The 24,406-nt window shown below is 65.2% G+C and carries 23 protein-coding genes and 1 pseudogene; 15 read left to right on the top strand and 9 right to left on the bottom strand.

What is annotated here, in order from left to right; translation table 11 throughout:
• Positions 1–117: 117 nt before the first annotated feature.
• Positions 118–975, top strand: coding sequence for an alpha/beta hydrolase (locus tag U4012_RS30650; RefSeq protein ID WP_321803140.1), 858 nt, complete (start codon positions 118–120; stop codon positions 973–975).
• 51 nt (positions 976–1,026) lie between these two features.
• Here the strand turns inward: U4012_RS30650 and U4012_RS30645 are convergent, their stop codons facing one another.
• From U4012_RS30645 to U4012_RS30635, 3 genes are all read right to left on the bottom strand, one after another.
• The gene (locus U4012_RS30645; RefSeq protein WP_044848115.1) at positions 1,027–1,380 is read right to left on the bottom strand and encodes a hypothetical protein; all 354 of its coding nucleotides are present in this window, start codon (positions 1,378–1,380) and stop codon (positions 1,027–1,029) included.
• A gap of 180 nt (positions 1,381–1,560) precedes the next feature.
• Positions 1,561–1,722 carry a hypothetical protein gene (locus U4012_RS30640; protein WP_321803138.1) on the bottom strand — a complete coding sequence of 54 codons (162 nt, stop codon included), beginning with the start codon at positions 1,720–1,722 and terminating at the stop codon, positions 1,561–1,563.
• 35 nt (positions 1,723–1,757) lie between these two features.
• Entirely contained in the window at positions 1,758–2,378 is a 621-nt protein-coding gene (locus tag U4012_RS30635) for a TetR/AcrR family transcriptional regulator (RefSeq protein ID WP_321803136.1), read from the bottom strand.
• Between the two features lie 95 nt (positions 2,379–2,473).
• Here U4012_RS30635 and U4012_RS30630 point away from each other — a divergent pair.
• Positions 2,474–3,708, top strand: a pseudogene (locus U4012_RS30630) (glycosyltransferase).
• Positions 3,709–3,724: 16 nt separating this feature from the next.
• On the opposite strand, the gene hutC reads toward U4012_RS30630, so the two are convergent.
• Positions 3,725–4,420: a histidine utilization repressor gene (gene hutC / locus U4012_RS30625; protein WP_044848079.1), complete on the bottom strand. Its 696-nt coding sequence runs from the start codon at positions 4,418–4,420 to the stop codon at positions 3,725–3,727.
• A gap of 493 nt (positions 4,421–4,913) precedes the next feature.
• Here hutC and U4012_RS30620 point away from each other — a divergent pair, with 493 nt between their 5' ends.
• The 7 genes from U4012_RS30620 (at position 4,914) to U4012_RS30590 (ending at position 9,507) form a co-directional block, all read left to right on the top strand.
• Complete coding sequence (locus U4012_RS30620) at positions 4,914–5,687, top strand: ABC transporter substrate-binding protein (RefSeq protein WP_044848078.1); 774 nt, start codon at positions 4,914–4,916, stop codon at positions 5,685–5,687.
• Between the two features lie 155 nt (positions 5,688–5,842).
• Positions 5,843–6,532 carry an ABC transporter permease gene (locus tag U4012_RS30615; RefSeq protein ID WP_044848077.1) on the top strand — a complete coding sequence of 230 codons (690 nt, stop codon included), beginning with the start codon at positions 5,843–5,845 and terminating at the stop codon, positions 6,530–6,532.
• Positions 6,529–7,242 (top strand): ABC transporter permease, encoded by a 714-nt coding sequence (locus U4012_RS30610; protein WP_044848076.1) that lies wholly within the window; start codon positions 6,529–6,531, stop codon positions 7,240–7,242. The genes U4012_RS30615 and U4012_RS30610 overlap by 4 nt, the downstream gene beginning before the upstream one ends.
• Positions 7,243–7,266: 24 nt before the next feature.
• A complete protein-coding gene (locus U4012_RS30605; RefSeq protein WP_044848075.1) occupies positions 7,267–8,034 on the top strand; it encodes an ABC transporter ATP-binding protein in 768 nt (255 codons plus the stop codon).
• Between the two features lie 70 nt (positions 8,035–8,104).
• Positions 8,105–8,539 (top strand): cupin domain-containing protein, encoded by a 435-nt coding sequence (locus U4012_RS30600; protein WP_124488795.1) that lies wholly within the window; start codon positions 8,105–8,107, stop codon positions 8,537–8,539.
• 294 nt (positions 8,540–8,833) lie between these two features.
• Positions 8,834–8,971 (top strand): HHHH-motif protein, encoded by a 138-nt coding sequence (locus tag U4012_RS30595; RefSeq protein ID WP_185500349.1) that lies wholly within the window; start codon positions 8,834–8,836, stop codon positions 8,969–8,971.
• A 68-nt stretch (positions 8,972–9,039) separates the two neighbouring features.
• Positions 9,040–9,507 (top strand): hypothetical protein, encoded by a 468-nt coding sequence (locus U4012_RS30590; protein WP_321803130.1) that lies wholly within the window; start codon positions 9,040–9,042, stop codon positions 9,505–9,507.
• A gap of 123 nt (positions 9,508–9,630) precedes the next feature.
• On the opposite strand, the gene U4012_RS30585 is transcribed toward U4012_RS30590, so the two are convergent.
• Positions 9,631–10,989 (bottom strand): polyhydroxyalkanoate depolymerase, encoded by a 1,359-nt coding sequence (locus U4012_RS30585; protein ID WP_321803128.1) that lies wholly within the window; start codon positions 10,987–10,989, stop codon positions 9,631–9,633.
• A 333-nt stretch (positions 10,990–11,322) separates the two neighbouring features.
• On the opposite strand from U4012_RS30585, the gene U4012_RS30580 reads away from it, so the two are divergent.
• Positions 11,323–11,985, top strand: coding sequence for a glutathione S-transferase family protein (locus tag U4012_RS30580; protein WP_044848071.1), 663 nt, complete (start codon positions 11,323–11,325; stop codon positions 11,983–11,985).
• A 204-nt stretch (positions 11,986–12,189) separates the two neighbouring features.
• On the opposite strand, the gene U4012_RS30575 is transcribed toward U4012_RS30580, so the two are convergent.
• The 3 genes from U4012_RS30575 to U4012_RS30565 all read right to left on the bottom strand — a co-directional run bounded on the left by U4012_RS30575 (position 12,190) and on the right by U4012_RS30565 (position 15,225).
• Positions 12,190–13,158, bottom strand: a complete 969-nt coding sequence (locus tag U4012_RS30575) for a hypothetical protein (RefSeq protein ID WP_321803125.1) — start codon at positions 13,156–13,158, stop codon at positions 12,190–12,192.
• 105 nt (positions 13,159–13,263) lie between these two features.
• Positions 13,264–14,907 carry a DUF2334 domain-containing protein gene (locus tag U4012_RS30570; RefSeq protein ID WP_044849235.1) on the bottom strand — a complete coding sequence of 548 codons (1,644 nt, stop codon included), beginning with the start codon at positions 14,905–14,907 and terminating at the stop codon, positions 13,264–13,266.
• A 12-nt stretch (positions 14,908–14,919) separates the two neighbouring features.
• Positions 14,920–15,225 (bottom strand): hypothetical protein, encoded by a 306-nt coding sequence (locus U4012_RS30565; protein ID WP_321803122.1) that lies wholly within the window; start codon positions 15,223–15,225, stop codon positions 14,920–14,922.
• Between the two features lie 956 nt (positions 15,226–16,181).
• Between U4012_RS30565 and U4012_RS30560 the strand changes: the two genes are divergently transcribed.
• On the top strand, positions 16,182–18,140 hold the full coding sequence (locus U4012_RS30560) for a glycosyl transferase family protein (RefSeq protein WP_321803120.1): 1,959 nt from the start codon (positions 16,182–16,184) through the stop codon (positions 18,138–18,140).
• Positions 18,137–19,831 carry an NfrA family protein gene (locus tag U4012_RS30555; RefSeq protein WP_321803118.1) on the top strand — a complete coding sequence of 565 codons (1,695 nt, stop codon included), beginning with the start codon at positions 18,137–18,139 and terminating at the stop codon, positions 19,829–19,831. Before U4012_RS30560 ends, U4012_RS30555 begins: the two co-directional genes overlap by 4 nt.
• Before the next feature lie 41 nt (positions 19,832–19,872).
• On the opposite strand, the gene U4012_RS30550 is transcribed toward U4012_RS30555, so the two are convergent.
• Positions 19,873–20,775 carry a hypothetical protein gene (locus U4012_RS30550; RefSeq protein ID WP_321803116.1) on the bottom strand — a complete coding sequence of 301 codons (903 nt, stop codon included), beginning with the start codon at positions 20,773–20,775 and terminating at the stop codon, positions 19,873–19,875.
• 767 nt (positions 20,776–21,542) lie between these two features.
• Here U4012_RS30550 and U4012_RS30545 point away from each other — a divergent pair.
• Genes U4012_RS30545 through U4012_RS30535 form a run of 3 tightly spaced genes read left to right on the top strand, consistent with a single transcriptional unit; the run spans position 21,543 to position 24,261 of the window.
• Complete coding sequence (locus U4012_RS30545) at positions 21,543–22,778, top strand: cyclic nucleotide-binding domain-containing protein (RefSeq protein WP_321803114.1); 1,236 nt, start codon at positions 21,543–21,545, stop codon at positions 22,776–22,778.
• A 22-nt stretch (positions 22,779–22,800) separates the two neighbouring features.
• The gene (locus tag U4012_RS30540) at positions 22,801–23,565 is read left to right on the top strand and encodes a flagellar motor protein (RefSeq protein WP_044847579.1); all 765 of its coding nucleotides are present in this window, start codon (positions 22,801–22,803) and stop codon (positions 23,563–23,565) included.
• Positions 23,566–23,583: 18 nt separating this feature from the next.
• Complete coding sequence (locus U4012_RS30535) at positions 23,584–24,261, top strand: flagellar motor protein MotB (protein WP_321803112.1); 678 nt, start codon at positions 23,584–23,586, stop codon at positions 24,259–24,261.
• Positions 24,262–24,406: the final 145 nt, after the last annotated feature.

The raw sequence follows: 24,406 nt of genomic DNA, 5'->3' as shown, positions 1-24,406 counted from the left end.
GGGCGGTGGGGGCTTGCTTGACGCCGCGCGCGTCGGCGGGCCACCATCGTCGGCATTCTGCGGTCCGCCCGCGTGCGGCCGCCTTCATGCAGCCTTCATGCAGACGATGACATGCACATGACTGAAATCGTGACCGAGGAGACCTGGGTCGAGACGCCGCAAGGGCGTCTCTTCGCGAAGCGCTGGCGCGGTGTGCCTGCGCAGGCGACGGCCGCGACCGGGCCGGCCGCGCCTATGCAGGCCGCACCTATGCCGGCCGCACCTATGCCGGCCGCGCCGATCGTGCTGCTGCACGATTCGCTCGGCTGTGTCGAACTTTGGCGCGACTTCCCCGCGCAACTCGCGCGCGCCACGCAACGCGACGTGATTGCATACGACCGGCTGGGCTTCGGCCGGTCCGGCCGCCATCCGGGACAGCTCGGCACGACGTTCGTGCGCGACGAGGCCGATCAGGGCTTCCGCGCGCTGCTCGAGCGGTTCGGCATCGATGCGTTCGTGGCGTTCGGGCACAGCGTCGGCGGCGGCATGGCGGTCGGCTGCGCTGCCGCGTATCCCGCGCGTTGCCGCGCGCTCGTGACGGTCGCCGCGCAGGCGTTCGTCGAGGATCGCACGCTCGACGGCATTCGCGAGGCGGGGCAGCAGTTCGACGCGCCCGGCCAGCTCGAGCGGCTCGTGCGCTATCACGGCGACAAGGCCGAATGGGTGCTGCGTGCGTGGGTCGGCACGTGGCTGTCGCCGGCGTTTCGCGACTGGAGTCTCGACGACGCGCTGCCGCGCGTGCGCTGCGCGACGCTCGCGATTCACGGCGAGCAGGACGAATTCGGGTCGGACGTGCATCCGAAGCGGATCGCCGCGCGCGTCGCCGGGCCGTCGTCGTTCCTGCTGCTCGACGGATGCGGACACATGCCGCATCGCGAGCGGAGCGGCGACGTACTCGCGGCCGTGGCGACGTTCCTGCGCGGCGCGCTCGCCTGAACGGCCGGGCGCAGGCGCGCGATGCGACCGGCGGGCCGAGCCCGCCGGCGCTCAGAACGACAGCTGGATCGCGAGATCGAGCGCGAGAATCGCGATCGAGCAGCCGATGCCGAGGACCACGTTCGGCAACCGGTGTTCGAAGTCGCGATTGTCGCGGCGCATCGCGGCGCCGAGCAGGAAGATCGCCTCGACGACGATCTGCAGCCCGACGAACAGCAGCATCAGCAGGTACTCGTAACCCATCTGCTTGAACGCGGCGAATTGCATCCCGTGATCGCGGATCCATTGGCCGACGCGCAGCAGTTCGTAGACGAACAGCAAGGCGGGAAACAGGTAGCTGATGAAATACGTCGGCGCCGTGGCGTGCCGTAGTTCGAGGTGGAAGTGCTGATGCATGGTAGCCATCACGAAGCCCTCCTTGCAAACGCATGATTGCGGTCGCGACGGCGGCGCGACGACGTGCGGACTAAGGGATTGCCCGAGGCATCGTGCGGGGCCGTACGACACCAGCATACTGCTGCGCGGAAGATTTGGCATCCCGTGCGTGCATGCGTTGTAAAAATCCCGGCGCATCGCGCGAAGCGTTCAGCGGTCTTCGCTCGCGGAGCGCGACGCGTCGGCCGGTTGCGTGTCGCCCGCGTTGCCGGGCAGCAGCGATTCCGGATGGTGTTCCAGATCGCAGGCCAGCGCGCAGCGCGCCCGGCGTGCGCGTGAATTGCGTGAGCGCCGTGCACGTTCGATGCGCACGCACCTTCCTGCCCGAGCGTCGCTTGGGCGGCCGCTCAGCCTTTCGCTTGCGCGCCTTCGACGAACAGCTTCGCGACCGACCGGAATTCCCGCTTCAGCGATAACCCCGGCACGGTCAGCCAGCGCAGCATCGCCGCGAGATACAGATGATGGAACCACGTGGCGAGCTGGTCGGCCGCCAGCGCCGGGCTCAGTTCGCCCGCCTGCTGTCCGGCCGCGATCAGCTGCTGCCACACGAGCGCGATGTCGCTGCCGTCGTCCTTCCCGCTTTCCGCTTCCGTCACGCCGATGCTCAGGAACCGATGCCGCAGGTAGGCGAGCAGGTACACCGGGTGCTGCTCGCACCACGCGGCCGACGCGTCGAGCACGCAGGCGATCCGCGACGCGAAGGTCTTCCGCCGTGCGACGTCGCGCTGCAGGTGCGCGAGGTCGCGCGCGAGTTCGCCTTCGAGCCAGTGCGCGAGCACGGCTTCCTTCGTCGGAAAGTGGTTGTACAGCGTTCGTTTCGCGACATCGGCCTGCGCGGCGATCTGCTCCATCGTCACGGCATCGTAGCCATGCACATCGAACAGGCGGGCGCCGGTGTCGGCGAGATGCGCGAGCATCTGGATGCGCTTGCGTGCGCGGCGGCCCGGAGCGTCGGTCGTCGTCGGCATGGTTCGGTATCGAATGAAAGTGCACGAATTGCATTAGTATACGACGTGCATTTTTATGAATCCACTCGCCTGCATCGTACAGGGGGAGTCCACGCATGAAGCTCGTCATCGTCACTTACGGCACCGAAGGCGACACGCGTCCGCTCGCGGCGCTCGGCCATGCGCTGCTGGATGCGGGCCACGAGGTCCGGTTGCTGGCCGACGCCGCGACGCTCGGTTCGGCCGCCGCGCTCGGGGTGCCGTGCGCGCCGTTGTCCGGCGATATCCGTGCGGCGATCGCGCCGGATGGCGCGTTGTCGGACGCGGTGCGCGGGCGCGGCGGCTTCAACGACACGTCGAAGGCGCTCGCGGCGATCGCGAATGCGAACACGGCGGCATGGATGCGCGAAGTCGCGGCCGTGTCGGCCGGTTGCGATGCGATCCTGGTGTCGGGGCTGGCGTCGTTCGTCGGGCTGTCGGTCGCCGAGTATCGCGGCGTGCCGGCGATCGGCACGGGGATGATTCCGATCACGCCGACCGCGGCATTCGCGTCGCCGTTCCTGCCGCCCGGCAAGGTGCCGCGCTGGCTGAATCGCGCGAGCCACCGGCTCGTGAACGCGCTGCTGTGGCACGCGTTCAGGAACGCGACCAATGCAGCGCGCGCCAGCGTGTGCGGCCTGCCGGCGCGCCGGCACGTCTGGACCGATCATCCGATGCTGTACGGCGTGTCGCCCGTGCTGCTGTCCGATCCGGCCGACTGGCCGTCACACGTGCAGGCCTGCGGTCAGTGGCACGCCGACGCGCCGGCGTGGACGCCGCCGCCCGCGCTGGCGACCTTTCTCGGCGCGGGCGATCCGCCCGTGTACATCGGCTTCGGCAGCATGGCCGGGTTCGATCGCGCCGCGATGGTCGGCGCGCTGCTGCAGGCGCTCGACGGCCGGCGCGCGCTGTTCCATCCGGGCTGGAGCGGCATCGATGCGTCGATGCTGCCGGCGCACGTGTGCGTGATCGGCGAGACGCCGCACGACCGGTTGTTTCCGCATGTATCGATGGCGATCCACCACGGCGGATCGGGTACCACGCATTCGGCCGCGCGGGCGGGCATTCCGTCGGTCGTCGTGCCGTTCGCGGGCGATCAGTTCTTCTGGGCGAACCGGCTGCATCGGCTCGGTGTGGCCGATGCGCCGGTGGCGGGCCGGCGCGTGGACGCCGCCGCGCTCGCACGCGCGATCGCGTTCGCGGCGCGTGCCGACACGCAGGCGCGCGCCGCCGGACTCGGTGCGCGGATCGCACGGGAGGACGGGGTGCGGTCGCCGCGATCGAGCGCTGGGGGCGGCCCGGCATGCGGTGAACGCGCCGGCGCCGCGTCAGAAATGCCCGGTGAATCGGTAGCGGCTGCCCGGGTGCCACAGGTTGGCTACCGACGCGACCATCCCCTGCGACCACGTGCGCCGATGCAGCAGCAGGCAGGGTTCGCGCTCGTCCATCGTCAGGTGGCGGCGCGTTTGCGCATCGGGCATCGCGGCCTCGATCCGGTATTCGACCCGCTGCAGCGGCGCGACGCGCGTGAGGTACTGGTTCGGCGTCGTCGTCGTGAAATCCTGCAGTGCGTATTCGGGCGCGCAGGCCGGATTGACCCAGCGTTCCTCGAGCTGCACCGGCGTGTCGTTTTCGAAGTGCAGCACGCGTGAGTGGAAGATCGGGCTGCCGGCGTCGAGCCGCAGCTCGTCGGCGAGCTTCGCGTCGGCGATGGCCGCGCCGACCTCCAGCACCTGCGCGCGATACCCATGGCCGCGCGCGGCGACTTCGTCCGAGATGCTGCGGATCGCCACCAGCGTCGATTCGTATTTCGGCGACGCGACATACGTGCCCGAGCCGCGCGTGCGCGTGAGCACCTGCTCGGCCGTCAGTTCGCGCAGCGCGCGGTTGACCGTCATCCGCGCGACATTGAATTCGCGCGCGAGCTCGTTTTCCGACGGCACCTGGTCGCCTTCCGCCCACTCGCCCGCATGAATGCGCGCGAGGATGAAGTCCTTGATTTCCTGATAGATCGGTGTGGTCATTGCATTGCTGTTCGAGAGACGGCGGCCGCGTGCCGTCGCGCGCGGGCCTTCGTGCGGTGTCCGGGCGGAGTGTACCGGGTTCGACGCCGCGCGGGCCCGACTGTGAGCCCGGGATTCGGGTTATTCCGGCCCGCATCCGGCGCGCCGGCCAAGGGCCCGCGGGGCCGTACGGACCGCGGGCGCCGCGCCGGCGAGCACGGCAAACGAAAAGTATAGACAAATGCATGCGCGGCGACGATGTGCCGAATCCGCACCGAAACCAGGGGTTCAGCTTCATGTAAGGTGTAGCGAATTGAAATATAAGGAAAATTCGCTCAAGTAAACAATCCGCCGACAATTAGAGATAAACACGGATTGCTGGCAGTGACCTGAAAAAGGCAAAGTTGTATGTACAACTTGGAGAGTCGTCTGACGGATGACCTCCCGGTTGGAAGGGTTCGCGGCGGCGACGCCCGACGGGACCCGTGCCCAGTTCGCCTATGACAGGAACGCCATGAAGAAACTCGCGCTCAGTATTGCCCTTGCCTGCCTCGCGGTCGGTGCCCACGCCAAGGATTGGTCGACGATCCGGTTCGGCGTCGACGCCAGCTATCCGCCGTTCGAATCGAAGGATGCAAGCGGCAAGGTCGTCGGCTTCGACGTCGATCTCGGCAACGAGATCTGCGCGCGCCTGAAGGCGAAGTGCGTGTGGATCGAGAACGACTTCGACGGGATGATCCCGGCGCTGAAGGCGAAGAAGTTCGACGGCGTGCTGTCGTCGATGTCGATGACGCCGGCGCGTGCCGAGCAGATCGCGTTCTCCGACAAGCTGTTCAACACGCCGACGCGCCTCGTCGCGAAGAAGGGCGCGAACCTGCAGCCGACGGCCGAATCGCTGAAGGGCAAGTCGGTCGGCGTCGAGCAGGGCACGATCCAGGAAACCTACGCGAAGGCCTACTGGGCGCCGAAGGGCGTGCAGGTCGTGCCTTACCAGAACCAGGACGGCGTGTACCAGGACCTGATGTCCGGCCGCCTCGACGCCGCGCTGCAGGATGCGGTGCAGGCCGATATCGGCTTCCTGAAGACACCGCGCGGCGCGAGCTTCGAATTCGCCGGCAAGGACATCGACGATCCGAAGACGCTCGGCAACGGCGCCGGCATCGGCCTGCGCAAGGACGACGCCGACCTGAAGGCGAAGATCGACCATGCGATCGCCGACATGATCAAGGACGGCACCTACAAGAAGCTCGAGAAGAAGTACTTCGCATTCGACGTGTACGGCGGCTGACGCCTTCGCGGCGCGCACCGGCCGTGGCGCGCGCCGCCCGCTTCGCGTGATGCCTCTGGCTTGATGAGCAGACGGCATCAGGTAGTGCGCAGAACTCGTTTGATGCGCGGTTAATGGCTATTGACAATCCAGCCACATCGTTCTGGATCCCTTATATGATCTTCCAAGGATTTGGCCCGCTGTTGTGGGCCGGCACGGTCGAGACCGTGAAGCTCGCGGTGCTGTCGCTTGCCGCGTCGCTGATACTGGGCCTCGCGGGCGCGGCAGCGAAACTCTCGACCAACCGCGTGCTCAAGTCGGTCGGCACGTTCTACACGACGCTGATCCGCGCGGTACCCGATCTCGTGCTGATGCTGCTGCTGTTCTACGGGATCCAGATCCTGCTGAACGATGCGACCGACCTGCTCGGCTGGGACCAGATCGACATCGACCCGTTCGTGGCCGGCGTCGTGACGCTCGGCTTCATCTACGGCGCGTACTTCACCGAGACGTTCCGCGGCGCATTCCTCGCGGTACCGCGCGGCCAGCTCGAAGCGGGCTTCGCATACGGGATGAGCGGCTGGCGCGTGTTCCACCGCATCCTGTTCCCGCAGATGATGCGCTTCGCGCTGCCGGGCATCGGCAACAACTGGCAGGTGCTCGTGAAGGCCACCGCGCTGGTGTCGATCATCGGCCTCGCCGATGTCGTGAAGGCGTCGCAGGACGCCGGCAAGAGCACGCTCGATTTCTTCTTCTTCACGCTCGCGGCCGGCGCGATCTACCTCGCGATCACGACGGTGTCGAACGTCGTGCTGCACCACCTGGAGAAGCGTTATTCCGTCGGCGTCCGGAGGCTTGCACTGTGATCGAACTCGTCAGCCAGTACTGGCAAAGCTATCTCTATACCGACGGTTACCGCTTCAGCGGCCTCGCGATCACGCTGTGGCTGCTGGTCGTGTCGATCGCGTTCGGCTTCGCGCTGGCCGTGCCGCTCGCGATCGCGCGCGCGTCGTCGAACCGCTGGATCTCGGGCCCCGTGTGGCTCTATACGTACGTGTTCCGCGGCACGCCGCTCTACGTACAGCTGCTGATGTGCTACACCGGCATCTACAGCCTGCAGGTCGTGCACAACCACGTGCTGCTCGACACGTTCTTCCGCAACGCGATGAACTGCACGCTGCTCGCGTTCGTGCTGAACGAATGCGCGTATGCGACCGAGATCTTCGCGGGTGCGATCAAGGCCACGTCGGCCGGCGAGATCGAGGCCGGGATGGCCTACGGGATGTCGCGCTTCAAGCTCTATACGCGCATCATCCTGCCGTCCGCGCTGCGCCGCTCGCTGCCGAGCTACAGCAACGAAGTGATCCTGATGCTGCACGCGACGACCCTCGCGTTCACCGCGACCGTGCCCGACATCCTGAAGGTCACGCGCGACGTCAACTCCGCGACGTACATGTCGTTCCAGGCCTACGGCATCGCCGCCGTGCTGTACGCCATCGTCGTGTTCACGCTCATCTGGGCGTTCCGCAAGCTCGAGACGCGCTGGCTCGCGTACCTCTCGCCGCGCAGCCACTAATGCATTCGCAAGGAAGGACCAAGCATGTACAAGCTCACCGTTGACAACCTGCACAAGAAGTTCGGCGACAACGAGGTGTTGAAGGGCGTATCGATGAAGGCGAAGGCCGGCGACGTGATCAGCATCATCGGCTCGAGCGGCTCCGGCAAGAGCACGTTCCTGCGCTGCATCAACTTCCTCGAGCAGCCGTGCTCGGGGCAGATCACGATCGGCAGCGAGCCGATCCAGACCGCGCGCGACCGTAACGGCGCGCTGCGCGTGGCCGACCAGAAGCAGCTGCAGCGGATGCGCACGAAGCTGTCGATGGTGTTCCAGCACTTCAATCTGTGGTCGCACATGACGGTGCTCGAGAACGTGATCGAGGCACCGATGGCCGTGCTGGGGATCGGCAAGGAAGAGGCCGTTGCGCGGGCACGCAAGTATCTGGAGAAGGTCGGGCTCGCGCCGCGCGTCGAAGGCATGTATCCGTCGCACCTGTCGGGCGGCCAGCAGCAGCGTGTCGCGATCGCGCGTGCGCTCGCGATGGAGCCCGAGGTGATGCTGTTCGACGAGCCGACGTCGGCGCTCGATCCGGAACTGGTGGGCGAAGTGCTGAAAGTGATGCAGAAGCTCGCCGAGGAAGGCCGCACGATGGTCGTCGTCACGCACGAGATGGGTTTCGCGCGCAACGTGTCGAACCACGTGATCTTCCTGCACCAGGGGAAGATCGAGGAAGAGGGCGATCCGCGGGAGATTCTCGTGAACCCGAAGAGCGAGCGGCTCGGGCAGTTCCTGTCGGGGCGGCTCAAGTAAGCGGGGGCCGGCGCAGCCTGGAACGCTAAATGCTTGTTTCGGACGACTCTTTCGATCGAGGAGCGCCGCGATGAGCACGCCGACCCCTACCGCGTTTTCCCACGTGAAGCCGCAGGACACCGCATATCAAGGCGAAGGCCTGCGCGACTTCTTCCTGTATCGCGATCTCGGCATCGCCGCCGCGACGAACGGCAAGGTCGTCGCGCAACTCGTCAGGGCGAATCATGCACCGGCGGCGGGCACCGGCTGGCACCGTCACGAGGCCGAGTTCCACATCGTGATGATGCTGAAGGGCTGGGCGCGCTTCATGTACGGCGACCGCGAGACGCTGGTGAGCGCCGGCGACTGCGTGCATCAGGCGCCGGGAATCGTGCACTACCTGTTCGACTACTCGCCCGACATGGAGTACCTGGAGATCGTCGGGCCGGCCGATTTCAAGTCGATCGACGTCGAAGGGCCATGCGCGGTGCCGGCGCCGACGCCGTGGGGCGACGCGGGCGCGTAGCCCTCCGTCGCATCGGATGCGAGGCATCCGCGTGACCAAGAAAGACCGCCTTCGGGCGGTTTTTTTATGGATCCTGTCCGGGCTTCGGGTTCTGACCGGGTCATTCGATATCCGAAGCATTTGCCGCGTAAGGAAATCGAAAAAACAGGCGGCAATTTGTCAGCTTCGCGTGATGTTTCGTTACATCGTGTCAAAGATCGTCAATTCGATGCAGGTGCGGTGCACGGCGCGTCGGCGACCGGCGTTAAGGACGTAACAGCCGGACCACCGGCTGGCCTACCCAGGAGAATGTCCATGACCCGCATCGCGAAGATCCTGACCGTGACGGCCGTCGCCTGTGCCACCCTCGTGCCGGCGCTGGCCGAAGCCCATTCGCACCGCGTGTGCCATTTCGATCACCACCATCACCGCGTGTGCCGCTGGGTCCGTTGACCCGCGACGCGTTATTCCCGGCAAAGCGTCGGGACGCTTTTCCCGTTCAGGCAAATCAGGAGAGGATTATGAAAAAGACGATGTTGATCGCCGCGCTCGTCGCGGGCATGGGTGTGTCGATCGGTGCGTTCGCACAGGTTCCGGCCAGCGCGCCGGCCGGTACGACCGGGCTGTGCAAGGACGGCTCGTTCTACTCGGGCGCGTCGAAGAAGGGCGCATGCGCCGGCCACAAGGGCGTGAAGACGTGGTATGGCGCGTCGTCGGCAGCCGCGGCGAGCGCACCGGCCGCGGCCCCCGCGAGCGCGGCTGTCGCTTCCGCCGCATCCGGCGCCGCCCCGGCGAAGAGCGCGCCCGCGACGACCGCCGCGGCGGCGCCCGGCGGCGGCGCGGGCAAGGTGTGGGCCCACGACAGCACGAAGGTCTACCATTGCTCGACCGACAAGTACTACGGCAAGACGAAGCACGGCAGCTACATGTCGGAAGCCGATGCGAAGGCGAAGGGCTACCACGCGTCGCACGGCAAGGCCTGTTCGTAACACCGGCGGAACGCGCGAGCGTTGCCGCTCGCGCACTGCCCGGCACCGCGCCCCGCCGTGAGGGCGGGGCGATTCGAGCGCAACGCCGGTGTGCCGCACCGAGCGTTGCCATCCCGCGCGAGCTCAGTGCACGTGATCGGATGGCGCCGCGGCCGCCGTCGCGTCGCGACCGGCCGCGCGCGCGTCGAGCAACGCCCGCAGCGTCACGTAGTGCGCGCCGCTCGCGCTGCCGTCCGTGGCGGCGGTGCGATCGTACGGCTCGTTGTCGTGGATCGTCGCGCGCACGATCGGATAGATCTGCGTTTCCCAGCGACCGCCGTTGAACACGCCATAATGGCCCGCGCCCGTCTGCACGTGGTGCGTTTTCAGGTACGGCGGCAATCCCGAACACAGCTCCTGCGCGGCCACCGTCTGGCCCACGGCGCAGATGTCGTCCTTCTCCCCCTCGATCGTCAACAGCGCGGTGCGGTGGATCGCGGCCGGTTCCACCAGCCGGTCGCCGACCGTCAGCTCGCCGCGCGCGAGCGCGTATTGCTGGAATACCTTCTCGACCGTCTCCAGGTAGAACTCCGCGGTGAGGTCGGCCGTCGCGAAGTATTCGTCGTAGAAGTGGCGCAGCGTGTCGGCCTTCGCGGGGTCGCCTTTCGCGCGCTCGTAGTACAGGTCGGCAAACGACGCCGCATGGCGGTCGGGATTCATCGACATGAACGCGCCGACCTGCACGAAGCCCGGATACACGCAGCGCTGCGCCCCGACGAAGCCGGCCGGCACCACGCTGATCAGGTTGCGCGCGAACCATTCGATCGGCCGGCTCGTGGCGAGCGCGTTGACCTTCGTCGGATTCACGCGGCAGTCGATCGGCCCCGCCATCAACGTCAGGCTCGCGGGTTGGGCGGGATCGCCGGCGGCGGCCATCAGCGCGACCGCCGAAAGCGCGGCGACGGTCGGCTGGCAGATCGCGAGCACGTGCGCATCCGGGCCGATCTGGCGAATGAAATCGATCACGTGCCCGACGTATTCGTCGAAGCCGAAGCGGCCCGCCGCGAGCGGGATGTCGCGCGGGTTGTGCCAGTCGGTGATGTACACGTCGTGATCGGCCAGCATCGTGCTGACCGTGCCGCGCAGCAGCGTCGCGAAATGCCCGGACATCGGCGCGACGATCAGCACGCGCGGCTGGCGCGCCACCGGCCGCGCCTTGCGGAAATGCAGCAGCGTGCCGAACGGCGTGGCCGCCGCGGCTTCCTCGACGATCGGCACCACTTCGCCGTCGACGACGGTCGACGCGATGCCGAACGCCGGACGCCGGTGCGAGAACGCGCAGCATTCGAGCAGTTCGCACAGCGCGTCGACCATGCGGCCCGTCGGGGTCGACGTGGCGGGCGGCCACAGCGACATCGTCGCGCGCGTGGCGGCCGCCCATGCGCGCGCCGGACGCAGGCATTCGGCAGACCATTGGTAGAAAGGATAGGCAAGCAGGTTCATGGCCGTCGTTCGTTGCGTCGCGTTACGTCGAGCGAGGCAAGCCGTATGCCAGCGTGCGGCTGGCACGCGCGTTGCACGGGGTTTGCGAATGCGGCGATACGCGTGGCGACGCGCGCGGCGCCTCATGCGGCGATGCATGCGGCGCGTGGGGCCCGACGACCGAATGCGATGCGCCGCCGTTGCCAACGAGGCTCGGCGTACTCGAGGTGTCGCTGCCCCGGGCAGCGCGCTGCGCCACTTCGGCGAATGCTTCGCACAGGCGTGGTGCGCTTCGCACGGCGCGGTGCGTGCTTTCGGTGCAGGGGTACGAACGGCAATCAGCAGGGGAGCGACATGGACGTTACCGGACAGACGACGTTGACCATCAGCAGCCGCAATTACTCGTCGTGGTCGATGCGCGGCTGGCTGCTCGCGAAGCTGAGCGGCCTCGCGTTCGAGACGATCAGCGTGCCGATCGATGCGGCATCGCGCGCGGAACTGCTGCTGCTGTCGCCGTCGATTCTCGTGCCGTGCCTGACGCACGACGGCAGCACGGTATGGGACACGCTCGCGATCGCCGAATACCTGAACGAAATCCGGCCGCAGGCGCGGCTGCTGCCCGACGACCGGCATGCGCGCGCGCATTGCCGGTCGATCTGCGGCGAGATGCATTCCGGTTTCAGTGCGCTGCGCTCCGCGCTGCCGATGAACCTGCGTGCGCATTTTCCCGGCTTCCGGATCTGGTCGCGTGCGCAGCACGACATCGAGCGCATCGTGACGATCTGGCGCGCGTGTCTGGCCGCGTATGGCGGCCCCTGGCTGTTCGGCGAGCAGATCGGCATCGCCGATGCGATGTACGCGCCGGTCGTCACGCGATTCCTGACGTACGACGTGAAACTCGAACCCGATATCGCCGAGTACTGCATGCGCATGCTCGCGCATCCGTTCGTGGCGGAGTGGATCGATGCCGCGAAGGCGGAGCACGAAGACATCGACGAACTCGACATGGAGTTCTGACCTGCAACGCACCTTCGCGCGTTCAACCGGATGACCGGCACGTGCATCGAAACGAATCGTCGATGCGGCCGCGCGTGTCCTGCTCGTGCATTGCCCGCGCAGCATCTGTCGGGCATCGCGCCCCGCCGTTTCGGCGGGGCGTTGCTTACCTGTTGCCGGGCACTCTGAGGCTCGCTCCCCGCATTGCAGCACGGCGCAGCAGGATCAGGGACTCGTTTTGGCCGGCTCGGCCGCGGGTGGCTTGGCCGGACGCGTGAGGAGTTCGCGTGTGAGGTTGTCCGACACATAGTGCGGGCCATCGAACAGATAGACTTGATAGCCCCGGTAGGTTGTCAGCTGCCTGCTCAATTCGTCGGCGCTGGCCGACCGGAATCCCCCGTGCTCGGCGGGCCGGAAGGCCTCCGCGATTACCCGCACACGTTGCTTTCCGAGGCGCGAGGTCAGCTCGTCGACATAGGCGCGCGCGACGTAGGGTTCGCGCGCATAGACGCCGCAGCCGTCCTGGAAGAACACCCCGACGTCCGACGGCAGCCACGACACGAGCCAGTCCGCCAGCGCCTTCCCGCCGATATTGGTCTGGTCGTAGACGCTCACCCACAGCGGGCGCGGCAGTCGCTTCAGGATATCGGCAAGCTTCGGCGCGTCCTGCCAGGTCGGGTCGATTTCGACCGGGAAGTAGTAGCCGGTGACATTCAGCGGAACGTGCGTGCGCGCTACCGCCAGGGACTGGTCCGCGAGTGTCGACAGATGGGTGCGTGCTCGCTTTTCATCCTGGTAACCGGCGAGGCCCAGGATGACGTTTCTGGCCCAGGGTTCGCGGCCGATGCGCCCCCAGTCGGGAAGGTGTGCCGCGGGACGGATGCCGGCGTCGGGCACGTACGCGGTATCGTCGACGACGCTCCACTGGATCAACAGATCGTGCACGCCGAGCTGTTGCCAGTTCCCGACGGGATTCGTCGTCGCGTTGTCCACCTGCCAGACGATTCCGTCGGCATGCACGTCATGCGGCGTCCAGCTACACGCGGCCACGGCGAGCGATGCACCGACGGCCGCGAGCATCGCCGCGCGGGACGAACCCGGCGCGCGCGCGTGCCGGCGTCGCCGGCCTGCGTGTCGGAACCGGCCCAGACGCAGTCGAATCCCGCGCAAGGCCGGGATGGCGTACGTGAGCATCGCGGCCTCCCCGGAAGCATTCCTGCGCGACATCGTAGCCGATCACATGCAAACGTGCGACCCGCCTTGCTGCTGCGGGTCGCACGAGGCTTCCACCGGCTCGCGTCACTTGGCCGTCGTGCCGTCCGCCCATGTGTAGCCGAGATTCGTGATGCCCGTCACGATACTCTGGAAGTCCTGGAAGGCGGGCAGTCCGAGATCGGGCTCGAGCCAGTACGGATGGAAGAAGAACGACGCGAAGCCGTCCCGCACCGCCAGACCGTATTGCGCGTTGGTGACGATTTGCTGCCACGTGTACGTGATGCACGAGAACGGGTCTTTACTGCAGATGTTGTATTGAAGGCTGCCCAGGTTCTCCGGAATGATTCGTTGCCCGTAGTAATCGGAGTTGATGATGTACGGGAAGAATTGCCCGGCCGAAAAGTCCTGGTTGGGCGCGCCCGTCCCGATCTGCGGATTGGTCGACGTGTAGTAGACGGCCCGCTGGAACGTGGTCGGGAACGTCTGCGCCGTGGCCGTTGATGCCATCGGCGACATCTGGTACTGCGGCGCAGCCCAGCCGACGATCTTGTAGCCGTTGAGCGTGAACTCGAGCAGGCCGTCGGCCATTCTGCCTTTCGCCCATTGCACCGAGTCCTCGTCGACCGGACGATTCTGGACTGCGTACCAGAACTCGAAGTCGCTGCCGCTCACCGCATTCTGAAGATTCGGCGTCGAGTCATACTGGTGCGTATAGCCGTGCATCACGATCGAGCCGCCGCGCAGGAGCGCGTAGTTCAACCCGCTCTTGAGGCCCGTTGCCTGCGCGAGGTGAATCGTCTCCGGCACGCCGCCGTTGTAATACCCGTTCGGGTCGGTATACAACGGAATGGTCGCCATCGTGAACTTGATCTTCTTCGAGTACAGATAGTCCGACAGCTGCCTCATCGAGCTCGTCGTCGTGAATGCGTCCAGATCCTCGAGGCGGACCAGCGCACGATGATTCACCGGTGCATTGGTCTGCAGGATGTCGTGCAGGATGTCGCATATCACCAGGTAGCGATCCGTCGGGCCGATGTAGGAGAACGGCATGTCCGCGAAGTACCAGAACTTGCCGGAGCGCATGACGTAGGGCGTCGTTGCGCCGCTCTTGCTGTTCTTGATGGTGACGAGCACTTGCGCCTTGGTGGCATCGAGAACCTGGGTCAGGCCGACATCCGGGTCTGCGTTGATGGCGCCGGTCGACGCGTCGAACGCGTAGTACTTGACCATCGCCAGGTTCTTGTACGTGACGGTGTCGTAGAAGCCGGGATTCGGATTGCTGGACGATGGCGTCGCGTTCATCCCGGCAAGGCCCAGGAAGCTGAACCCGAAGGTCTGGTTGAACGTATAGGCCGTGTTCCACGCGAGCTGCCACAGGTTGTACTTGAACCAGACCACGGTTTTCGTGGCGGTCATCACGTCGCTCATGAACGCCGTCGGAATCGGGTTGTTGTAATAGTCGCCGATATAGAACGTGGCGTCGTGGCTCCCGATCATGCCGGACGTGTAGTTCTGTATCGGTACCAGGTCGACGGTCGTATTGAAGTGGCCGAGCAGGTTCCTCAACATGATGCTGTACATCAGGCCGAGCTTCGAAAACGGGTCGTTGGCCGGGTTGTCGTATAACACGAGCGTATGTGCGGTCGTGGTCTGCGCGTGCGCCGTGCCCGGCAATGTCATTTGCGCGAGTCCGGCAAGGAGAGCTATGACGATCAAGATCTTTTTCATGGCCGTATCTCCCTAGTCGCGTTCGACGTTGCCGCCGTGCTTCTTGACGGAATTTCTGCTGAACTTCGGGCGCCCCGTCTCCTTGTATGCCTTGTCCCAATCCTCATCGGACATGCCGGGTTTCACGTTGACTTGGGCAGAACCGTTTGGCAATGGCGGGGCCTTGATCTTGCCGCCGGACGACTGGTTCGTCTGCTGCGCACTCGCATGCTGAACCGCGCTGGTGATGACGAGCGCGGGACTCAATGCAAGGAGTAGCCCAACGGTGCTCAACCCGATTCGAAAAAATCGATTGCGATGCGAGGGCATGATTTTCATCCTTTGATATGCAAATTGGATTCTCGTTAACGAAACGAGCACGCCCCATTGCCGATTTAGAATCGGGTGTTATGTCGTTATTTTTTTCGTTTAATACCCCGGTTAATGAAACGAAACCGGACAGTTGGCTTTCAAGCTAGTTCTGTACCATCCGCCGCAAATGGACACCGGGCCGGGACGCCAAAATCGGCGCGTCGAGACGGTCCGAAATTGTCTCGATAAACGTTTCACGCATGCAACGCGACTGGTTTCGGAAATTGGGTCCGACGAACGCGTAACGTCTGTTTGAGCGATCCAGGTGAAACCGGTTACGTGCTTCGTTCCGCCCACGGCAACGCGGCAACCGAGCCGGCGGCGCATCCGTCCAACGGCGACCGGAGCACCGGATTTTCGGTTTCATCGTCGATCCGTCCGTCCAGGATCGATGGAATCGCGTGACGCGCTCCGGTCGCGATGATCGGGGGCGCGGGGTGAGAACCTGCCAAACGTCTCATATTCGGAACGCCGGTCCGCATGTTTCAGCACTGAAACATTTGGCTTGGTTTCGATTCGCCGATCGTGCGCGGCACACGCCCGGTACCCGGAAGGCGCAAGAGTGGTGGACGATGGCGCACGACTTGCTTGAAGCGCTGTGTATCGAAAAGAGACGGTGTATGGGGCGCACTGCGTAGCGCTGGATCGGGGGCCGCTGCAAGCGCCGGCGCACGCAGGGACGAACGCAAGCAAGCGGGGAAACCGGCTGTCAAAAGTCATCCACTGAACACGTTGCATTTTTGGTGATGTTGCGTGGTCGTATCAATAGCGCTCCAGGCAGCCTCGAGTCTTTTGAGAACGACGAGAACGGATGCGGCGTTAGCCGCAGGAGTGGACGTGACGGGGTCGACGGGGACGGGGCGGTTTCGTCTTCCGTTCGTACGAAGGAAGAAATACAGACGGACGAAAATCGCGGAAAGGTAATGGATAATATGATATGGAGTGCGTATTTATATGCACTCAACCTTGTCGCTATTGTGACCGCCCTCGTCATCCTGGTCAGCACGCTGGATGACCTGACGCTGGATGGCTGTTACTGGTCATTCGAAATCGGGCGCATCCTGCGTCGCGAGAAATCGCAGACCGTCGACATCGGCATGCTGCGCGCGCAGGAAGAGCGCCATCTGGCACTCATGGTGCCGGCGTGGAAAGAGTACGACGTGATCGCCAAGATGATCGAAAACACGCTGGCGACCATCGAGTACGAGCGGTATGTCATCTTCGTCGGCACCTATCACAACGACGCAGAAACCACGGCGGAAGTCGAACGGATGGTCCGCCGGTATCCGGGCAGGGTGACGCGAGCCACGGTCATGAACGACGGGCCGACCTGCAAGGCGGACTGCCTCAACTGGATTCTCGAAGCGATCCTGCGTTACGAAGCGGTCCATCATATTCAGTTCGCGGGCGTCGTCATGCACGACTGCGAAGATGTCATTCACCCGGTCGAACTCAAGTACCTCAACCATGCGGTGGCGGAGAGCGATCTGGTCCAGCTTCCGGTGCTGTCATTGCCCCGGAAATGGAACGAGTTCGTCGCCGGCTGCTATCTCGACGATTTCAGCGAAACGCACCAGAAGGACGTGCCGGTGCGGGCACGCTTGACCGGGGTCGTGCCGGGCGCGGGTGTTGCATCGTGCTACAGCCGGCGTTCGATCGAAGCGGCGATGAAGGAGCGCAACGGTTGCCCGTTCAACACGAGTTCGCTGACCGAGGACTATGACTTCAGCTTTCGCTTGAGAGACCTCGGCATGAAGGAAACCTTCGCCCGCACGCCGCTTTCGGACATCGTGCGCGATGCCGGCGGCGAGCGCGCCAAGGACGGTGCCGCCGGTCGAAACCTGCTGGCCACGCGCGAGTATTTTCCCAAGACATTCCGCACCGCCTACCGGCAGCGCGCGCGCTGGATTCTCGGCATCGCGTTTCAAGGCTGGGAGCAACTCGGCTGGAAGGGCGACTTCCTCACCCGCTACATGTTCTTCCACGATCGAAAGGGCATCGTGACGTCGCTGTTTTCGGTAATTGCCTATGGCGTGCTGCTCAACTTCGTGTTGCTTTCCGTTCTTCAGAATGCCGGTCACGTCATTCCCGCCAGCGCTCACCTCGTGACGGCCGGTGCCTGGGTCACGCCGCTGCTGTGGGTCAACACCCTCATGCTGTTCGCCCGTGCCGGACAGCGCTTCTACTTCGTCAGCAAGCTGAACGGCCCGCTCCAGGGGCTGCTCTCGATCCCGAGGATGTTCGTCAACAACCTGATCAATTTCTGCGCGGTGAGTCGCGCGTGGCGCATCTATGTCGGCCACCTGGTGAGCGGCAAGCCGATCGCATGGGACAAGACCAGTCACACATACCTGTCCAACGAAGAACTCGGGAAAGTGCGTCACAAGATCGGCGAGATCCTGGTCGGCTGGGGCGTGGTTTCCCCGGCGCAACTGGAGGACGGCCTCGAGCGGCAACTGACATGCGGCAAGCGGCTGGGCGAACTGTTGCTCGAAGCCAGTGCGTTGTCCACCGAATCGCTGGCGGATGCGATCGCCGAGCAGGCCGATCTGCCGCGGGTAAGCCTCGGCAACGTGGCGGTGGGCCACTTCGCGGACTCGCTGGCATTCGAGCTGCAGTACGCGTATCGTGTCGTCCCGTTTTCGACCGCCGCCGACGGAACGCTGAACGTCGCGGTCGGGCGGCCGCTCACGCACGACGAACAGGACGTCGTGCGGCGCGGCGCCCGAACGAACGTTGCGTATTTCATTGCCTGCGATGCGGAGATCGCCGCCGAACTCGGCCGGCACTCGCGCTTCGTCGAAATCGCGCGGCTGCGCGACGGCGACGGCGCGACGCAGCAGGCAGTGCCGGTGAAAAAGCCGTCGGGAGAACAGGCATGAAGCGCTCGACACGTCCGATCGCGGCCGGCCTCAAGCGCTGCGCACGCTTGAGCGCGCTGGCCATTGCCCTGTCGCTCGCCTGGCAGGCGCCGGCATCCGCCGCCCAGCAGCTCAACCCCAAAGCCTATCGGCTCGCCGATGGCGCCTACAAGGCAATCAACGCAGGCGACCTGCCCCGCGCGGAAGCGTATGCGTTGCGCGCCCTCAGGATTCAGCCGGGAAGCGAACAACTCGGGCTGTTGCTCGTGGATGTGTACCGGCGCGAAGGGAAAGTCGACGAAGCGGACGCGCTGCTGGAATCGCTGAGCGTTCGTTTTCCGAAAAGCGCGGCGGTACTGGCGCAGCATGGCTATCTGGCGCAGCGGCAGATGCGCTACGACGTCGCGTGCAGCGATTTCGCGGCGGCCGTCGCGACTGGAAACTGGAGCAAGGAGCAGCAGCGCAACTTGCGCCTCGCGTGGTCGGACAGTGCGCTCGCGGCGAAGCGTCCGCACGAGGCCGGCGTCGCGCTGGCGCCGCTGGCCGATGAAAAATCGGCCGTGATTCAGTTGCGTATCGCGCAGATGAGCTTGCAGGCGGGCGACCACGACAGCGCGCTGCGCGTGGCCGAGCTGGCGGCCGGCAACGCGTCGACCGATGCCGAGCGGAACATGGCTGCGTCGATCGCGGCACAGGCGCGGCAAGCCGACCAGCCGCCCGAGGTGCCGGTGGACGATACCGCGCAACGGACCTTGCAGCACGCCTATGATCTCCTGCGCGAGCACAAGGATCGCGAGGCGCTCGACGCATTTCAGGAAGGTTTCGCCGGTGGCGCCGGCAACGCGATGAACTACGCGGACGCCGGCTATGCGGCCAAGCGGATCGGCTTGAACGAGCAGTCCGTCCAGATGTTCGAGCAGAGTCTCGACGCCGACGAAAACGAACATGCGTTCGACGCGCAGCGCAAGTTCGGCTATCGGCGCGAGGTCGAACAACTCGAGCGCACCTGGGGTTTCGTGCTGAGCGCGCCATACCAGTCGGCCGCATTCGGCCCGCAAGGCACGATCAGCGTGCTCCAGCCGGGTATCGAGGCGTATTGGCAGCCGCCGAAGATCGGCTATCGGAACGGCCGCATTCTCCAGTTCTTCGTGCGTGGATACGGCACGGCCTACGACGGCACGGGCAACGTGACCGGCATGCCGACCGTGCAGGGGTCGGTGGGCGTGCGCTACAAGCCGATACCCGATCAGAACGTGATGGTGACCGCCGAGCGGTTGTTCCATATCGGCAGCCTGTCGATGACGGACTGGCTGATGCGCCTGGGTTACTCGTCGGAGGCGGGCACCGACCTGCGGGTCACCGAACCGAGCTGGCGCAGCTGGCAGGCCTATGTAGAAGGTGCGTACTTCATCAATGCCGGGCGTTACATCATCTATTCGGAGTTGCGTTACGGGCACACGTGGCGCTTGCCGATGATCAGCGACCGGCTGACCGTCTACCCGCACGCCGCGGTGGCGGGCGATCACGACAACCGTCAGCCTGACAAGACGGCAATCGGTGCGGGGCCAGGGGTCCAGTTCAGGTACTGGTTTCGCGAAGGCAGGTATACCGCGCCGGCGAGCTATCTCGACGTGACGGTGCAATACCGGTTCGGGTTGACGTCAGCGGCACGCGCACGTGGTCTCGTGGTACGCGCGACATTGTGGTTCTGAGCAACTGCGCTGACGATCAGGCGACTCGATGGTGAGGCCGATCAGCTGGGCGACTTGAGCGTGATGATCGTTTGACGCAGCAGCTGGAAGTAGGAGCTAGTCGAATACGGGACCATCTGCTCGGCGTAGTTCCACCAGAAGAATCCGCCGATGAAACGCGGATCGGTCATGCTGTTGACCATCGGGTAGTAGGTCTTGATCAGGTTCTGCTGCACCGACGCCGGCGCCGCGATATCCGACGTGCCGATTTCGCCGAAGCCGACCTTCGCGTTCGGGAAGATGCTTTCCAGCGCCGCGAAGTCGTTTTTCCACGACGGATTCAGCCCCGGGCAATCCTGGTACGGGTAGTAGCTGAACAGCGCGTAGTCGGCCTGCTGGCGAACCGTCGCCGGCAGGAACGCGGTCGGCCACGTCTTCCAGTAATCCTGCGGCTTCTCCCAGCAGTTGTTGCCCTTGCTGTCGTCGTTGTAGTACAGCGTGATCGCGGTCTTGCCGCCGTTCGATTTGACGATCGTGTTGGCCGCGGCGACCATCTGGCCGATCTGCTGCTCTTCCGAATTGACCACGGTGTTCGTGCCGCTCGGATCGTTGCGCAGCCATTCGCCGTTGATTTCGTTGGCGATTTCCCACACGTCGACCGTGTTCTTCAGCTGCGACACCAGTTCCTGCGTGCGCGCCTTGTACGTCGTGATATCCGTCGGGAAATAGTACGAATCGTAGACTTCGCCCATCACGTATGCGACCGAGTGCAGGCGCAGCAGCGGTGCGTAGTAGTCGGCGGCCGACGTGCCCGGATCGAACACGACGCGCACCGTCGGTCGGTACGGCAGGTTCTGCAGCGACGCGATGATCGCATCCAGTTTCGTCAGGTCATCGAGCGTGACGCCGTAGACCGGATTCTTCAGCGGTTCGACCTGGGCGTTGGCGGTTTGGGACAAGGGCATCAGCCCGGCATAAGCAACGCATGCGGCAATGGCCGTGCGTGAGATGGTTTTCGTCAGTTTAATCAAAACTTCGGTTCCGTCCTAAGGTAAGAAGAAGCGCGATTTTAGACGAAAATAAAAGGTAATTATCGGACGATATGAGCAATAAGGGGGCGGATGCCGCGGAATGGAAATTGCTGCGCGGCTGGCTGGTGATCAAAAACGCAGCATCCCGAAACGTTTGCAAGCGGGCATCGGGACGGCCGGCGGAACGGGGAATCTCCTGACGACCGGGCGTGGTGGCGCATTCGGGTATACGCGCTGCGATTCGGCTTCGGCTTCGGCTTCGGCTTCGGCTTCGCGGTCGGCTTCGACATCGGCTTCGACTTCCGCTTTGGCTTCGGCTTCGGCTTCGGCGTCGGCATCGACTTCGACTTCGACTTCGACATCGGCTTCGACATCGACATCGGCTTCGACTTCGGCTTCGATATCGACATCGACTTGCCATCGTCAACACTGCCGTGCTCACGATCAGCCGCATCGTTCGCGATGGCCAGGCGGTGATCCGCTCACGGCCGGTGCCGCACGCAAGCGCACGCATCGAAGAATCTGCTGACGATGCCCGCAATCCGCAAACGTTTCACGTTGATTTTCGTCGGTAACGCGCAGGATTTCGCTAAAGGATGCCGGTGCCGATGACGTTAAACGGGCACGGGGATGACTGCCGATCGCATGCATGTGACATGCGACGCGCAGTCCGCAACAACCAGCGCTGCAGGGGAACCAACATGAATCGTCAGCAATCGTGGACGCGTACGGCCGCGCCCGGCGAGATCATCTACTCGGAGGGCTTCGCCGGCGAGCCCGTCATCTTTCTGATCGCCGACGGCAAGGTCGAGCTGTCGACGCGCTGCGACGACAAGCGCGTCGTCGTCGCGACGCTCGGGCGCGGCGAGTTCTTCGGCGAATCGGCGCTGCTCGCCGCCGAGCCGCGCGCGCATACCGCGAAGGCACTGTCGTTCTGCCAGCTCACGGTCGTGCCGGCCGCGACGATCGACGAGGAAATCGAGCACGTGTCGGCGCTGCTTCGCCACATCGTGCGCACGATGATCCGGCGCGTGAAGCGCAAGGACGACCAGCTCGCGACCTATACGCATGCCGACTTCATGCCGGGCGTGCTGTCGTATGCGCACGTGCTGTCGCTGATGGCGGGCGCCGACGCGCGCGGCTCCGACGACGCGTGGTCGCGGCGGCCGATGCAGGCACATGCGGAGGTGTCGGTGCCGCTCGCGGAGGTGATCCGCCGGTGCCGCGCGATTGCCGGCCATTCGCGCCCGCACGTGCTTGCGATGCTGCGCCGCATGGAGAAGCTCAATCTCGTCACGATCGAAGCCGCGCAGGGCGACCACGCCGGCGGCGCGGCCGATTACCCGGCGTCGTCGGATGCGCGCCAGACCGTCACGTTCGATGCGGCGCGCGTGGTCGATCGCGCGCAGCAGGTTGCCGATCACGATCTCGACGTGTCGATCAACAGCGAGCTGGAGCTGATCGAGCTCGCCGATCTCGAAGCGCTGATCGGCGTCGACCGGAAGCTGCTGCTCAACAAGCTGTCGCACGGCGAGATCGCCGACGAGGTGTTCGCGTTCCGCAAGTCGAAGGTGCTCGGTTACGTCGGGCAGAAAGGCGTCGCGTATTTCTCGCGGCGCAGCCCGCGCGCCGGCGGCGACGTGCGCGCGCTCGAGGATCTCGTGGGGGTCGACCAGCGCACGCTGTTCGACGTGATCAGCGCATTCGATACGTACGATCTCGCGAAGCTGATCGCGAGCCTCGACGATCGCGCGGTGGCCGACAAGCTGTTCTCGGTGATGACGGAAGCGCGGCGCAACGAGGTGTCGTGGGTGATGCGCCGCGAGCTCAAGCTCGACCCGATCGAGATCGAGGAGATCGAGCGGCGCGTGCTCGATGCCGTGCGCGCGGCCAAGGCGCCGGCGGCCTCCGCGCCGCCGGCTTCATCCGCCGCGTGACGCCCACCCGACGGAGACATTCATGGACCTGTTGACCCTGGCCGGCGTGCTGCTCGGCGGCGTGGCGATCGTGTTCGGCTTCGCGCTGGAAGGCGGACATTTTTCAATGCTGTTCCAGTTCGAAGCGCTCGTGATCGTGCTCGGCGGCACGCTCGGCGCGGTGATGATCCAGAATACGTGGGCGCGCTTCTTTGATGCGGTGAAGCAGCTGCGGCTCGCGTTCGTGCGCGCGCAGGAAGTCGACCGCAAGCACCTGACCGACCTGCTGGAGTGGGGCGATCGCGCGAAGCTCGACGGGCTGCTCGCCTTCGAATCGATGGACGTGAGCGGCATCCATCCGTTCGCGCGGCGCGGGCTCGAACTGCTCGCGAACGGCGTGTCGACCGCGGTGCTCGAGGACGCGCTGCAGCGCGAGCTCGACGCCTACGAGCGCAGCCGCCTCGCGGCCGCGCGCGTCTGGCACCAGGCCGGCGGCTATGCGCCGACGTTCGGCATTCTCGGCTCGGTGCTCGGGCTGGTGCAGGTGACGAGCCATATTCTCGAACCGGCGCAGCTCGGGCCGGGCATCGCGGTCGCGTTCATCGCGACGCTCTACGGCCTCGCGTTCGCGAACCTCGTGTTTCTGCCGCTCTACGGCAAGCTGCGCGCGCAGATCGACAGCGAGCTGCGGTTCCGCAAGCTGTATCTCGACGGCTTGCTCGCGATCTCGCGCAAGGAGTCGCCTCACACGATCGAAACGCGGCTGACCGGCGACGTGCGCGGCCGCGCGGCGGAGTCGCTCGCATGACGCACCGGGAGCTTCGACATGACCGCTCGAACTGACGGCGCGCGTGCGGGCTCGGCCACGGCCGGGCGCGACGACGATGAGGCCGAAGGCACGCAGTCCGGGCGCTGGCTGATTTCCTACGCGGATCTCGTCACGACGCTGATGGTGCTGTTTCTCGCGCTGTACGTGCTGCAGCTCGCGAAATACAACGCGCTCGATGCGCGTTATCAGACGCTAGCTCGGCATGACGGCGGGACGGCAAGCGCGCCCGACGCAGCGACCGGGCGCATGCCCGCGTGGCTCGCATCGCTCGACGCGCTGAAGACGGCCGGCCGCATCTCGCTCGTGCGCGCGCCGCACGGCATCGAGATCGGCATCGACGCGAAGATCCTGTTCAACGTCGGCGATGCGCGCTTGCTGCCGGACGCGACACCGGTGCTGAGCCAGATCGCGCAGGCGCTGAGCGCGCATGCGAGCGGCGACATCCTCGTCGAAGGGCATACCGACAGCGTGCCGATCGCGAACGCGAAATACGAGTCGAACTGGGAGCTGTCGTCCGCGCGGGCGGGCAGCGTCGTGCGCTATCTGGCCGATCGCGGCGTCGCGCCGCACCGGCTCGCCGCGATCGGGCGGGCCGATACGCAGCCGCTCGTCGCGGGCGACGATGCGGCCGCGCGGGCGCGCAACAGGCGGGTGACGATCTTCGTCGCGTATTGAGCGCGCGAACCTCGACGGGCACGCCTGCCGCCCGTCGACGACATATCGGATCTCGGATGACGAACATGTGAACCCGGCGATGCGATTCCGCGCGTGCCTGCCGATAACCCAGGCTGGCTCAGACCGAGCGGTTATCGAGGGTTCC

The organism is Burkholderia sp. BCC1988, assembly GCF_905339895.1.
Lineage (GTDB): Bacteria > Pseudomonadota > Gammaproteobacteria > Burkholderiales > Burkholderiaceae > Burkholderia.
Note: the sequence above shows the minus strand (reverse complement) of the source record. Positions and strands in the feature narration are given on the sequence as shown.

Excerpts from the sequence above, each read along its gene's own strand:
- U4012_RS30580 (WP_044848071.1), top strand. The coding sequence starts at position 11,323 with ATGGACGTTACCGGACAGACGACGTTGACCATCAGCAGCCGCAATTAC.
- U4012_RS30575 (WP_321803125.1), bottom strand. The coding sequence starts at position 13,158 with ATGCTCACGTACGCCATCCCGGCCTTGCGCGGGATTCGACTGCGTCTG.
- hutC (WP_044848079.1), bottom strand. The coding sequence starts at position 4,420 with ATGACCACACCGATCTATCAGGAAATCAAGGACTTCATCCTCGCGCGC.
- U4012_RS30550 (WP_321803116.1), bottom strand. The coding sequence starts at position 20,775 with ATGCCCTTGTCCCAAACCGCCAACGCCCAGGTCGAACCGCTGAAGAAT.
- U4012_RS30590 (WP_321803130.1), top strand. The coding sequence starts at position 9,040 with ATGAAAAAGACGATGTTGATCGCCGCGCTCGTCGCGGGCATGGGTGTG.
- U4012_RS30605 (WP_044848075.1), top strand. The coding sequence starts at position 7,267 with ATGTACAAGCTCACCGTTGACAACCTGCACAAGAAGTTCGGCGACAAC.
- U4012_RS30620 (WP_044848078.1), top strand. The coding sequence starts at position 4,914 with ATGAAGAAACTCGCGCTCAGTATTGCCCTTGCCTGCCTCGCGGTCGGT.
- U4012_RS30650 (WP_321803140.1), top strand. The coding sequence starts at position 118 with ATGACTGAAATCGTGACCGAGGAGACCTGGGTCGAGACGCCGCAAGGG.
- U4012_RS30555 (WP_321803118.1), top strand. The coding sequence starts at position 18,137 with ATGAAGCGCTCGACACGTCCGATCGCGGCCGGCCTCAAGCGCTGCGCA.
- U4012_RS30540 (WP_044847579.1), top strand. The coding sequence starts at position 22,801 with ATGGACCTGTTGACCCTGGCCGGCGTGCTGCTCGGCGGCGTGGCGATC.
- U4012_RS30635 (WP_321803136.1), bottom strand. The coding sequence starts at position 2,378 with ATGCCGACGACGACCGACGCTCCGGGCCGCCGCGCACGCAAGCGCATC.
- U4012_RS30600 (WP_124488795.1), top strand. The coding sequence starts at position 8,105 with ATGAGCACGCCGACCCCTACCGCGTTTTCCCACGTGAAGCCGCAGGAC.
- U4012_RS30560 (WP_321803120.1), top strand. The coding sequence starts at position 16,182 with ATGGATAATATGATATGGAGTGCGTATTTATATGCACTCAACCTTGTC.
- U4012_RS30645 (WP_044848115.1), bottom strand. The coding sequence starts at position 1,380 with ATGGCTACCATGCATCAGCACTTCCACCTCGAACTACGGCACGCCACG.
- U4012_RS30545 (WP_321803114.1), top strand. The coding sequence starts at position 21,543 with ATGAATCGTCAGCAATCGTGGACGCGTACGGCCGCGCCCGGCGAGATC.
- U4012_RS30565 (WP_321803122.1), bottom strand. The coding sequence starts at position 15,225 with ATGAAAATCATGCCCTCGCATCGCAATCGATTTTTTCGAATCGGGTTG.
- U4012_RS30595 (WP_185500349.1), top strand. The coding sequence starts at position 8,834 with ATGACCCGCATCGCGAAGATCCTGACCGTGACGGCCGTCGCCTGTGCC.
- U4012_RS30535 (WP_321803112.1), top strand. The coding sequence starts at position 23,584 with ATGACCGCTCGAACTGACGGCGCGCGTGCGGGCTCGGCCACGGCCGGG.
- U4012_RS30615 (WP_044848077.1), top strand. The coding sequence starts at position 5,843 with ATGATCTTCCAAGGATTTGGCCCGCTGTTGTGGGCCGGCACGGTCGAG.
- U4012_RS30570 (WP_044849235.1), bottom strand. The coding sequence starts at position 14,907 with ATGAAAAAGATCTTGATCGTCATAGCTCTCCTTGCCGGACTCGCGCAA.
- U4012_RS30585 (WP_321803128.1), bottom strand. The coding sequence starts at position 10,989 with ATGAACCTGCTTGCCTATCCTTTCTACCAATGGTCTGCCGAATGCCTG.